This is a genomic window from Parabacteroides caeci (genome assembly GCF_023656795.1).
Taxonomy (GTDB): Bacteria; Bacteroidota; Bacteroidia; order Bacteroidales; family Tannerellaceae; genus Parabacteroides; species Parabacteroides segnis.
Genome location: NZ_JAMOKT010000003.1, coordinates 88,666 through 102,016, shown reverse-complemented (window position 1 = coordinate 102,016; position 13,351 = coordinate 88,666). Strand labels below are relative to the sequence as shown.

8 protein-coding genes and 1 pseudogene are annotated in these 13,351 nt (G+C 42.8%); 8 read left to right on the top strand and 1 reads right to left on the bottom strand.

Annotated features, from left to right (window positions below):
• Positions 1-18: 18 nt before the first annotated feature.
• The 8 genes from NBH15_RS02450 (at position 19) to NBH15_RS02415 (ending at position 11,071) form a co-directional block, all read left to right on the top strand.
• Positions 19-1,626, top strand: a complete 1,608-nt coding sequence (locus tag NBH15_RS02450; protein WP_008765338.1) for a carboxymuconolactone decarboxylase family protein — start codon at positions 19-21, stop codon at positions 1,624-1,626.
• A gap of 1,168 nt (positions 1,627-2,794) precedes the next feature.
• Positions 2,795-5,491, top strand: a complete 2,697-nt coding sequence (locus NBH15_RS02445) for a SusC/RagA family TonB-linked outer membrane protein (RefSeq protein ID WP_008765337.1) — start codon at positions 2,795-2,797, stop codon at positions 5,489-5,491.
• A 12-nt stretch (positions 5,492-5,503) separates the two neighbouring features.
• The gene (locus NBH15_RS02440; protein WP_005641955.1) at positions 5,504-7,120 is read left to right on the top strand and encodes a RagB/SusD family nutrient uptake outer membrane protein; all 1,617 of its coding nucleotides are present in this window, start codon (positions 5,504-5,506) and stop codon (positions 7,118-7,120) included.
• Between the two features lie 9 nt (positions 7,121-7,129).
• Positions 7,130-7,495, top strand: coding sequence for a Crp/Fnr family transcriptional regulator (locus NBH15_RS02435; RefSeq protein ID WP_008765336.1), 366 nt, complete (start codon positions 7,130-7,132; stop codon positions 7,493-7,495).
• A 97-nt stretch (positions 7,496-7,592) separates the two neighbouring features.
• Positions 7,593-8,150: a PPC domain-containing DNA-binding protein gene (locus NBH15_RS02430; RefSeq protein ID WP_005641953.1), complete on the top strand. Its 558-nt coding sequence runs from the start codon at positions 7,593-7,595 to the stop codon at positions 8,148-8,150.
• Positions 8,151-8,276: 126 nt separating this feature from the next.
• Complete coding sequence (locus tag NBH15_RS02425) at positions 8,277-9,449, top strand: aldo/keto reductase (RefSeq protein WP_004295292.1); 1,173 nt, start codon at positions 8,277-8,279, stop codon at positions 9,447-9,449.
• A gap of 7 nt (positions 9,450-9,456) precedes the next feature.
• Complete coding sequence (locus tag NBH15_RS02420) at positions 9,457-10,488, top strand: alpha/beta hydrolase (RefSeq protein ID WP_011107622.1); 1,032 nt, start codon at positions 9,457-9,459, stop codon at positions 10,486-10,488.
• Positions 10,489-10,618: 130 nt separating this feature from the next.
• Complete coding sequence (locus tag NBH15_RS02415) at positions 10,619-11,071, top strand: flavodoxin (RefSeq protein ID WP_225011816.1); 453 nt, start codon at positions 10,619-10,621, stop codon at positions 11,069-11,071.
• 68 nt (positions 11,072-11,139) lie between these two features.
• Here the strand turns inward: NBH15_RS02415 and NBH15_RS02410 are convergent.
• A pseudogene (locus NBH15_RS02410) lies at positions 11,140-12,162 on the bottom strand (site-specific integrase); the annotation flags it as partial.
• Between the last annotated feature and the right edge of the window lie 1,189 nt (positions 12,163-13,351).

The following is a 13,351-nucleotide window of genomic DNA, read 5'->3' as shown; positions in this document are numbered from 1 at the left end:
CACTAAACAGAAAGCAATATGAACAAGTTAATTACAACCATCGCCTGCCTGATATGCTGTATCGTTTATACGCAGGCACAAAACAAGAACAATATGTTAAGCAAGAAAGAACAAAGTATTGCCGCCATCAGTATGTATGCCGCACGTGGCAATCAGGACAGCCTCAAAGTGATCCTTGCCAGAGGACTTGACTGTGGGCTGACCGTGAGCGAAGAAAAAGAAGTACTTACCCAGCTCTATGCCTATTGCGGCTTTCCACGCAGCATGGGTGCATTGGTTACGCTGATGAATCTCACCAAAGAGCGTGCAGCACAAGGCATAAAGGATGAAGCCGGACGGGAGCCTTCTCCGGTAAAGAGTTCGGATATGTTTGTTGTCGGTGGACAAAACCAGCTGAAACTGTTCGGTCGTCCGGCACTAGGAGAAGTGCTGACATTTGCTCCGGCATTGGACCAATTTCTGAAAGCTCATCTGTTCGGTGACATATTCAGCCGTGACAATCTCGACTGGCGTACCCGTGAACTGTCTACTGTGGCTGCCTTGTCGGTGTTGGACGGCGTGAAGAATGAGTTGAATACTCACATTGCCCATGCCAAGCACAACGGCGTGACACAGGCTCAGATAGACGAAGTACTTATCATGGCGGCACGCTGTCGGAACGGAATGGTGCTTTCTGAATCCGATGAACCGGCAAAGACTTTTCAAACAGATCCGACAATTACTGTCCGTAAGGTCTTTTATAAAAACAGGTATGATATCATGCTTTGCGCCGAAATGTACCTCCCGAAGGATTTCAATGAAGCGCAACACTATGCAGCCCTCATCATCGGACACCCGTTCGGGGCTGTGAAAGAACAGTGTAGCGGACTCTATGCACAGGAAATGGCACGGCGAGGCTACGTGACTCTGGCTTTTGATGCTTCCTATCAAGGCGAAAGTGGAGGAGAACCGCGTCACACGGTATCGCCCGACGCATTGGTGGAAGACTTCAGTGCTTCTGTAGACTGGCTCGGACTACAACCGTTTATTGACCGCAACCGTATCGGTGTGATTGGCATCTGCGGAAGCGGCGGGTTCTCTGTCTGTGCGGCTTCTCTCGACCCCCGCATCAAGGCATTGGCAACCGTGAGCATGTATGATATGGGGCGTGCCACCCGTAACGGTTTGGGGGATTCGATGACGGATGAACAAAGACGCAAACTGTTGGATGAAGTTGCCGAACAACGTTGGAAGGAAGCAGAAACGGGAGAAGCACGTATCCGCTTTGGCACACCGGAGAAACTGCTGGGAAATGCCAATGCCGTGCAGAAGGAGTTTTTCGATTACTATCGCAACCCCTTGCGTGGCTATCATCCGCGCTATCAAGGTATACGCTTTACCAGTCAGGCGGCATTGATGAACTTCTATCCGTTTGCCATGATTAAAGAGATTTCACCACGCCCCGTGCTATTCATTGCAGGCGAGCATGCACATTCGCGCTATTTCAGTGAGGATGCCTATCAAGAAGCCAGCGAACCGAAAGAACTGTATATCGTTCCCGGAGCCAATCATGTAGACTTGTATGACCGGATGGATAAGATACCGTTCGAAAAAATTTCGGAATTCTTCTGGTATGCTTTGCGGTAATTCAGATGAAAATGGTAATGCTATCCGTGATTATGATACAGCAAAGCGAATACGCAGGAGGGTAACTTTGCAACAGAAACAATTTAAAGATTATAGTATTTGCAACCAGTTATTACTCAATATTTTGTGAGTTATAAGTCAGAAATATGGGCATAACCTTTAGGGGTACATTCTAAAAGGTGAAGATTTAACCTTTTTATTATTTCTTAACACTCAAAGAGCGGTGGTAGAGGGTATTTTCCCTCTTTTCGGTACTTTATTGATGGTTCGATGTTCCCATCTTTCCACATTGCTTGGCTCGTTCGCACAAGCCACTACAAAGGTACTACAATTTCCAATAAAGGCAAGAGGACAGCAATTCAAATCTATTATTTTTGAGGGAGTGAAATCTGCCGCTTGCCAAATTTCTCTCTGTCGAAAATAATAGTCCTCTGAAAAGAATGAAAACAGCATTGATAAAATTGCCTTATTAAGGGGGGGCTATGCTGTTTTATGCTATTATTTCGTCAGTCGTTTATCTCCGTTGCCGGATGCAGTTTTCAGCCAAGCCGATGAATAAGAAAAGGTTTTGGAGCTGTTTACTCTCCAACGGAGGACGAAACTGCTCCAAATGGTTTACCGCTTGAACTTTTCGTTTTCTAAAAGAGGTTTGGCAACCTTTGCATCCGACAAAAGGAGATAAATGACCAGATATATAACAGTAGTATTACATTAAGGTAAAGAACAACCATGGTATAGTATTATTGCAATTTAACTATTTAAAGTTTGTTTATAATCAAATCATTTAAAGATTTTTGTCCTTCTATGATTTTTTGTGTTTGATAAATGTCGTAATTAAATAAAAAATATCACGCATAATGACTTTTTCTTTTTTCTAAATTTCTTCAAATGACAAATTATTGTTACCTTTGTAATGTAATGTAGTTAATGGTTGCGCTTATAAAGTCCTTGGAAAGGATTTATGTATAAAAGAGGTAGATGTTTACTCTGTTCTTGTTTGGATTATCAGCATCACTGATATGAAATAACAAAAAAAATATACAATGGCTAAGCGGACGGACAGGCAGGGAAATAGTACAGATTCCCAATCCCCCTCTTTATAATACATTGCGTATAAGATTTATTAACTGTCTGGTCTGGGGAATCTACAGAGATTTAACGAATCAAGATGGGAAGAGTCAGTCTTTGTCTTGTCATAATGTTCTTCATCTGTAGTGCTCAAAAAATTGATGCACAAGTACAGAATATCAGAGAGAAACAAGATACCATTTCGGCGACTAAATCATTAGAGCATATCAGGCCCGAGAATATCAAGAAGGGACCATTGAATAATGCTTTGGATGTATTGAGTGGTCAGTCTGCCGGTGTGAACGTCACCACTAATGGGACTGACAGGCTCGCTATGCTGAATAGTATCCGTGTGCGTGGTACCACATCCATTATGGGTGGCAATGACCCGTTAGTAATTATTGACGGAGTGACATCTGACATCGCTACGCTATCTACCATATATCCCGCAGACATCGAGAGTTTCACTATTTTGAAGAATGCTACCGAAACGGCAATGTACGGTTCCCGTGGTGCTTCAGGTGTAATTGAGATTAAGACCAAGAAAGGAACGGGGCGAGGTTTCGAAATATCATATGATGGCAACTACGGATTCGAGTCAATGTATAAACATCTGCAAATGCTCAACGGCCCGGAGTATATAGCTACAGCAGAGGCACTTGGATTAGATTACAATAATGGTGGCTACAACACCAATTTTCACGATGTAATTACTCGTACGGGCTTGATACATCAGCATCACTTGGCTTTTAGCGGTGGTTCGGAAAACTCAAACTATCGAGCATCGTTCGGTTTTATGGATCATAATACAATTGTCAAAGTTAACGATTACCGAAATTTAGTGGTAAAACTTGATGCTACACAAAAGGCTTTCGATGGTCGCTTAGTTGGCGATTTTGGTGTATATGGCTACTCGTCAAAGATACACGACATTTTCGATACACGAATGCTGTTTTACTCGGCAGCTGCACAGAATCCTACATATCCAGCAGGAACTGATGTTAATGGCAACTGGGTGAAGAACTCGGCTGCATCACACATCAACCACCCCGGAGCACTCCTCTATGAGAAAAATGACTCCGAAGAACGGAATTTCAATACACATTTGGGGCTGAAATTTAATATCCTTGACAATTTGATATTGTCGGCTTTCGGCTCTTATTCATATTCATCTACGGGAAATGCTCAATTTTGTCCTACATGGGTGTGGGCGCAAGGCAATGTTTATCGTGGAGAGTTCAAGGGTGAAGACTACTTTACAAATGTGTCCCTCTCATATAACAATGCTTGGGGAGACTCACACCTTGATGCTGTTGTTGGCGCAGAATATCTTAAACAGGTAAGGACTGGTTTATGGGTGCAGGCAAAAGGAATAACAACAAATGATTTCTCCTATAATAACATCGGAGCAACATCATCGCGTCCTTTCGGTGGTACGAGCAGTAGCTATGAAGACCAGTCACTTGCTTCAATAATGGGTAGTGTCACATATAGTTACAAGGATAGATATTCTATTGCGGCAGCACTCCGTGGAGATGGCTCTTCAATGGTAAGCGATAACAATACTTTCGGATTCTTCCCATCAGTATCACTGGGTTGGGATGTAAAAAAAGAAGGCTTCCTCTCTGATACTGACTTTATAACAATGTTGAAACTAAGAACCGGATATGGTCGGTCAGGAAATCTTGGAGGTATAACATCCTATACAACACTTAATACCGTAAAGGAGAATGGTATCGTATCCATCAACGGTGCACCTACCGTAACAATGGGAAGTATACGCAACACGAATCCGGACCTTAAGTGGGAGACTCGTTCAACATTTAATATCGGTTTTGACTTAGGTATATGGGATAATCGGTTGATGCTTACCTCGGAATTATATTACTCAAAGACAACGGATATGCTCTATGAGTATGATGTTCCCGTTCCGACCTTTGCGTTCGATAAACTGATGGCAAATATCGGCTCGATGTCTAACCAGGGTGTCGAACTAGGAATCTCGGTAGTTCCCATTCAACGAAAGGATATGGAGATGAATATCAACTTCAATATGTCCTACCAGAAGAATAAGTTACTTTCGCTTAGTGGAGAGTATAATGGTATGCATATGACAGCTTCAGATATTACTCCGATTGGCTCGCTTTATGGTGCAGGTCAGAACGGTGGAGATAATAATGTAGTATATCAGATTGTAGGTCAGCCATTGGGGGTATTCTATCTACCTCACTGCAAAGGGCTTAAAGAAAATGAACTTGGTGGCTACAGTTACGATATTGAAGATTTGAATGATGATGGCGAGATTGATTTTAGCGATGGCGGAGACAGGTATATAGCAGGTCAGGCAACCCCCAAGGTAACTATTGGATCAAACATCAGTTTCCGTTACAAGTCCTTTGATATTGCCATGCAGATAAATGGTGCTTTCGGTCATAAGATATTCAATGGCACGGGCTTGGCTTATACCAATATGTCTATATTCCCTGACTACAATGTATTGAAGGGTGCTCCTGAAAAAAATATTATTGATCAGAATGTTTCAGACTATTGGTTGGAAAAAGGTGACTATGTAAATATTGAACATATTACCATAGGCTACAATATTCCAATGAAATCCAAGGCTGTGAAGTCATTGCGTCTTTCGGCAGGCATTAGCAACCTTGCAACAATCACAGGCTATAGCGGTCTTACTCCAATGATAAACAGTTATGTAGTAAGCAACACTTTGGGCATTGACGACAAACGCACCTATCCTTTATATCGTACCTATTCGTTAGGTCTTAGTATTCAATTCTAACCGCTTACAGTTATGAAAAGATATATAAACATATTGATGGTTGCTTTGGCAACGATGATGACCTCTTGTCTTACTGAAGACCCTAGAGATCAACTTTATGAAGAAGACATTTACAACAATGCCAACAACATATATATTAATGCAGTGGCTGTGCTCTACAATTACATTGGTGGCAGTGCAGACAGTGAGGGTTTACAGGGGACCTGTCGTGGGATTTATGACTATAACACACTTACTACAGACGAAGCCATGATACCTATTCGTGGTGGCGACTGGTACGATGGAGGTTTGTGGACGAATATGTATCAGCATAAGTGGAGTCCTAATGATTTACCACTCTACAATACTTGGAAATACCTCTACAAGGTTGTTGTGTTATCGAACAAATCTCTGCATATCATCGATAAGTATAGCCATAACCTATCTGAGGAGCAGAGAGTGGCCTACGAAGCTGAGGTGCGAGCTCTGAGAGCACTTTTCTACTACTACATTATGGATATGTATGGCAGAGTGCCCATCGTAACATCCTATGAACAACCGCAGGATGAAGTTGTGCAGAGCGAGCGTAGCGAGGTTTTCCGTTTTATCGTGAATGAGTTGCAGGAGGTTGCCGAGTTGTTGCCAAATGAGCGTAGTAATAAGATGGGTAACTACTATGGTCGTATAACAACACCTGTAGCTAATTTCCTTTTGGCTAAGTTGGCTCTTAATGCCGAGATATATTGTGATGATAATTGGACTGATGGCGTTCCACGGAACGGTAAAGAGATATTTTTCACCGTCGATGGTGAGAAACTCAACGCTTGGCAGACCTGTATCAAATATTGCAATAAACTTGCCGAGGTAGGTTATCGGTTGGAGGACGATTATAGCTATAATTTCTCTGTGCATAACGAGAACTCCAACGAAAACATATTCACCATTCCGTTGGATAAGAACCTCTATGCTGCGCAGTTCTGGTATCTCTTCCGATCACGACACTACAACCATGGCGGTGCGTTGGGTGGCTCATCGGAAAATGGTACCAGTGCCAATATCTCAACAGTCTTAGCCAACGGATACGGCACAGATGATGTAGATGCTCGCTTTGAAAAGAACTTCTATGCCGGCATCGTAGAGGTTGATGGAAAGCCTGTAATGATGGACAATGGACAGCAGTTGGAGTATTTCCCATTGGAGCTAAAGTTGAATCTTACGGGAAGCTCCTATGTCAAGACAGCTGGTGCTCGTATGGCAAAATATGAGGTTGATAGGACCTCACATTCCGACGGTAGACAACCGGATAACGACATCGTGCTATTCCGCTATGCCGATGCTCTCCTGATGAAGTCCGAGGCAAAGGTACGTAATGGTGAGGATGGCTCGTTGGAGTTGAACGAAGTCCGAGGTCGTGTTGGTATGCCATATCGAGAAGCTACGCTTGAGAACATATTGAAAGAGCGTTTGTTGGAGTTAGTATGGGAAGGCTGGCGACGACAAGATATGGTGCGTTTTGGAGTTTATCACAAATCATACGATCAGCGAGTCCAACTGGCTGATGAGAAAAATGGGTATACCACAGTTTTTCCTATTCCACAAAAAAGTATAGACTTGAACCCAAAATTGAAACAAAATGTTGGATATAAATAACTTTAGCCTATGAGTATTCAATTTGACATTGCAAAACAGATTATAGCTGAAACATGCCCTAATCGCAAACTTAAGTTGGAGAATATTCGCCTTTTTGCAGATATTATTCAGCCTAAGAAATATCAAAAAGGTGATATAATTCTAAATGAAGGTGATATCTGTAATTGCCTATTTTATATAGAAAAGGGATTTATTAGACAGCACTACCTAAAGCATGATAAGGATGTGATAGAACATTTAGCATGTGAAAAAAATGTTGTCTGGTGTATTGACAGCTATTTTAACCGAGAGCCAACACATCTTATGATGGATGCTGTAGAAAACAGTGTTTTATGGGAAATTCCGCGTGATATAATGGAAGAATATGGAAAATAAGAAGGAAGAGCCAACTTTGAACAAGGTAACGTTCGTAAACGGTGTGCAGATTAAAAACAAAAGTGGAAAGCACTGATGTGGGATAATTTTATCTATTATGGTAAGATTAATCAAAACAGAGACAGTCATAAGTGTACTGATGGGGCATTTTATAAAGAAATTATTGTTTATCTTGCTGTTTGTCGGGGTACTGATTGCTCCGGCAAACGCACAAAACGAAAAGAATATGTATTCGTACAAGAAAATTGGCAACAAGTATATTGTCAGCATTAACAATCATACTGAAATTGTGAAAGCCCTGAATGCTTTCTGCAAGGAGAAAGGAATTCTGTCGGGTTCTATCAACGGGATTGGTGCTATCGGAGAGCTGACCCTCCGTTTCTTCAATCCCAAGACAAAAGCATATGATGATAAGACATTCCGGGAGCAAATGGAAATATCCAACCTTACAGGGAATATATCATCTATGAATGAGCAGGTATATCTTCATTTGCATATAACCGTCGGCAGGAGCGACTATTCCGCTTTAGCCGGACATCTACTTTCCGCAATACAGAATGGTGCAGGGGAGTTCGTGGTGGAAGATTATAGCGAGCGGATAAGTCGCACATATAATCCAGATTTAGGCCTGAATATATACGATTTTGAAAGATAGTTGCCTATAAATATCGCTTGGAATACAGGATAATACATCATTCAGCTTAGATGATATATATCAAAAAAAGTTTATCAATTCTGTCACGTTAACTTTGCAACAGAAATAATTTAAAGACTATCAAATATGGATAAAGACAAGGATATGAGCCGCCGGAGATTCCTTAAAATGGCGGCATTGACAGGAGCTGCCATGTGTGTCGGGCCTACCTTGAACAAGGTAACGGCAGCAGAACGGGTATGGATGGGGAAACAACAAGTTGCAAACAACATCCCTGCAGGCATGGCGGCGGTGCGCACTCGGCGAACATTGGGACACGGAAATACGGCATTCACTGTTTCTGCAATGGGATATGGCTGTATGGGCTTGAACCATAACCGCAGCCAGTACCCGAGCAGGGAAAAAGAAATCGCCCTGGTGCATGAAGCTGTTGAACGTGGGGTGACCCTTTTCGATACAGCCGAAAGCTACGGCTACCACATCAATGAAAAATTGGTCGGCGAAGCCTTGAAAGGATATACCGACCGGGTATTTGTGTCATCGAAGTTCGGACATAAGTTTGTAAACGGTGTGCAGATTAAAACCGAAGAGGACAGCACTCCGGCCAACATCCGCCGGGTTTGTGAAAACTCGTTGCGCAATCTCGGAGTTGAAACATTGGGCATGTTCTACCAGCACCGCATAGACCCGAACACACCGATTGAAGCGGTGGCTGAAACATGCAGCAAACTCATCAAGGAAGGTAAAATCCTGCATTGGGGCATGTGTGAAGTAAACGTTGATACCATCCGCCGTGCGCACAAGATATGTCCGGTTACGGCAATCCAAAGCGAATATCACTTGATGCACCGCATGGTAGAGACGAACGGAGTGTTGGAGCTGTGCGAGGATTTGGGCATCGGTTTCGTTCCATACAGTCCGCTGAACCGTGGTTTTTTGGGCGGTATGATCAATGAATATACCAAGTTTGATGTTACCAACGACAACCGGCAGACCTTGCCACGCTTCCAGCCCGAAGCCATACGCGCCAACTATCGTATTGTGGAAGTTCTTAACGCTTTCGGCCGTACAAGAGGCATTACCCCGGCACAGATAGCTTTGGCCTGGCTGATGAACAAGAAGCCTTTTATCGTGCCTATTCCGGGCACCACCAAACTCTCTCATCTAGAAGAGAACCTTCGTGCCTGCGACATCCGTTTCACGGCAGAAGAGATAGAAGAACTGGAAACAGCCGTAGCTGCCATTCCTGTGGTGGGTAGCCGCTACGATGCCTTGCAGGAGTCTAAAATCCCAAAATAATCCGTGTATGAAGAAACAGATATTTTACATGACGTTCATCGCTTTACTGTCGGGCTGTAATTGTTACAAAGGGAATATTCTGCAAATAGAGGAACAAGGCAGTTTTGCCGTAGGTGGCACCGTACTGACCGATTCATTGGGACACAAATACCACGGCGACCATGCTTATGTATTTTATCAGAAACCGGTTGATGCACGGAAATATCCGCTTGTTTTTGCACATGGTGTCGGCCAGTTTTCCAAAACATGGGAGACCACTCCTGACGGACGCGAAGGGTTTCAGAATATATTTCTTCGCAAAGGTTTCTCCACCTATCTTGTCGACCAGCCTCGCCGGGGAAATGCCGGACGGAGTACGGAAGCTGTCACACTGGAACCGGTATTCGATGAAGAAGAATGGTTCAACCGTTTCCGTGTGGAAATCTATCCTGATTATTTCGAGGGTGTACAGTTCAGTCGCGACCGGGAAGTCTTAAACCAGTACTTCCGGCAGATGACGCCGACCATCGGACCTTTGGACTTCGATGTCTATTCCGATGCCTATGCTGCTCTTTTTGACAAAATCGGTCCGGCCATATTTGTCACTCATTCACAAGGCGGTCCGGTGGGTTGGTTTACTTTGCTCAAAACGAAGAACATCAAAGCCATTGTAGCATACGAACCCGGTGGAAGTGTACCCTTCCCAACCGGTCAAGTTCCCGAAGAAGGCAAAGTCTTGACACGGTCTAAAAAAACAGAAGGAATAGAAGTCCCTATGGCAGTTTTCAAGAGATACATGGAAATTCCCATCATCATTTACTATGGGGATAACCTGCCCGAAACAGACGAACATCCGGAACTTTACGAATGGACACGCCGTCTGCATCTCATGCGCAAGTGGGCCGAAATGCTCAATAAGCTGGGCGGTGACGTGACGGTCATTCATCTGCCCGATGTCGGTCTGCATGGGAATACGCACTTCCCGATGTCGGATTTGAACAATGTGGAAGTAGCTGACCTGCTGTCGAAGTGGCTGTATGAGAAACAGCTGGACAGATAGAAATTAACAGAGGATAACCCCAAAACCTAAATAAAAATAGTTATGAAACTGAAGTGCTTATTGGCAATGCTGCTCTTAACCTTCCCTTTCGTGCAGCAACACTCCGGCTGTTGAAGATAAGATAGATTCGTTGCCTCACTCAGAGCCGGGGAAAACATTGATAGTCTATTTCTCATGGAGCGGACATACGCAAACTGTAGCCAACATTATCCATGAACTTATTGGATGCGACATGGTGGAGATTGAACCGGAAGAACCCTATTCTGATGAATATAATGAAGTGGTTGACCGTTTCAAAAATGAAAGAGACAATCATATTCTTCCAGCTCTGCGTACAAAAGTAGAGAATATGGATGATTATGATACATTGATTATCGGTAGTCCTATTTGGGGTGGTCTTCTGTCTTCTCCTGTAAAAAGTTTCCTGTCCGGTTATGATTTGTCCGGGAAAAAGATACTCCCATTCTGTACACATGGAGGAAGCGGAACAGCACAAAGTGTGGATAATATCCGCAAACTATGTCCCCATGCTGAAATATTGCTGTTTATGGCAGTCAAACTGCAAACTCTCGGAATGAAGTGAAAAAATGGCTGTCAGAAGCCGGATTTTCTGTCGAATTAAATTACGCCCGTTTAATAGTTTTAATACTGAAATGAAATATCCTTTGTTATCCGCACTCTTTCATCCCCTTTTTCAGAGATTTGCAGATAGACCAGTAGTTGAGATTAGGGAATATGAGATTGTCTTCCTGACAGGGTCGGTAACGCTCGATAATCTGCAAAGGAGTATCCAACAGTTTCACTTGGAACGGCACTTTTGTCTTGTACCGTTTGGACAATATCCACTTCTCACCATTCACTTCTACGATGTTGCTATTGGTTAGTTCCTTGATGTCCACGAAAGAGAGGGCAGTGAAGCTGGCGAAAACAAAAATGTCACGAATATAGAACAGTTGGACATCCCCAACTCGTGCGTCATCAACGTTTTCAGTTCATCTTCCGTCAGGAACTCACGTTCCGTCACATTAGGGCTGATGTGGAATTGGGCAAACGTTTTTTTCGGTATTAGTCCGTTAAAGTGCACACACATGACAACGCCTTTCAGCCACATGCATTTTTCCCATATCGTCCCGTTGTGAAGTCCCGCTTTCGTTGATAGGTAGGCTGCAAACCCCTTGATGAAGTCGGGCTTAATCTCCAGCATGAACATATCCGTCCGTCTGTAAAAAGACTTGATGAACGCTGCCACATGGTTTCTTGCCACCACCCGTGAACGGTGGTTGCCATTACCCTGTCTTTTCCGACACGCTTCTTGAATACTTCGTTCTCACGTCCGGACGCTTTGAGCAGTGTCTCATACTCACTGCCGATACCCTGATAAGCATTGCTCACCATTTCAGCCGTCACGAACGCTTCACGGTCGAATATACGCAGGTAGTGCTTGATGATTTGAGCCTTGATGTTGTCAAGGGCAAGGTTGATATCACGTACTTCCGCACTCTTGCCTTTCGCCCTGTTCCCTTTCACGTCCCAAAGCGTTTTCGGGATACTCTACTTATAGCTGAACTGCGTCACAATCCCGTTAATCGTTACCCGTCCTATGATGCGGACAATATCGTTTTTCTCCTTGTTGCCGTTCACGTAGAACAGCACTTTGAATGTACTTCTTGCCATACTCGTTTTTTAAGTTTAAAATTAAGTATCAATGAGTTATGCCTTGTAAACCAACCGAAGCCATACGGAGAAAAATTCAGCACGGAGTATCAAAAACCACCTTTCACGGGGTAATGATTTAGCAACCTTTCTACTTCATAAATTTACTTTTTTTTGCGTTACCTCGTTTTATGCCTTTGTCCTCATTTGTCCTCACAAACGCTTTATTCATAGCCGTTTTAAAAACATTTCCGCCTTTCTATTCCTCTTTTCCACAGATTTTTAGTAAATTTATATCCGTCTAATTTTTAAGGTCCTATGTTCAGACTCAATCTAACCAAACATTGCATAAAGTGGTACTGTTTCATCCAAATGCAACTGATGGACACGTTCGTACATTATTTTGTGCTTGTATCGTTATATCTATTGCAGCTATTATCTGTAGTTCATTTGTATCCATGGCCCATTACAGACAGGCGTTATTCAGTATGACTTATTTTTCCTCCCTGGTGTTTTTTTGTGGAGTATGCATTGCGCATTTGCGGCACCGGTCAAATATCCGGATAGAGACATAAACCGTACACGATGGAAATATATTTTTTCATTCTATGGTTTGTGGACTCCGTGACCATTCTCCCTTATATGTTAACCTATATGTATTGGGATACGAATATTGTCCATGTCATTATCCTCCTTTACATTTTTATTATTGTCAAATAGATAAGATACTTACGGAAGAGTGGGTTATGACCTATATACCTGCGGTATCATGGTCTGTTTTTCTGCTATTCTGCTATACTATATAGAGCTTAATGTACAGCTTGAGGATTTCAAAACATTCGTGACGGGCTTTGGTGGGCAGTAATTCTAAGACTTTAAATAAAGAAAAATTAAGCCACCCCTTAAAAAAAAGAGATATTTCCTTTCAAAGAATTCATTTCTTTTATTACATTTGTATTAGTCTTTTGAAAATAGAAGATTTATAGTAAAGCGTTAAGGCATTATCCAAGTTCAGGAAATCCCCAATTTCGAAACAACAATTGGATAATACATTGGACGCTCCACGTTCTATCTATATAGATTTTTGTTATATATAGACGTGGGGCTTTGTGTATTATATGTTGTTGAGTATGGGGATACTTCTGAACGGTAATACCAAAGTTCCCACGCTTAACTTTATATAAACACAACTCCAGGGAACAGGGTTGGC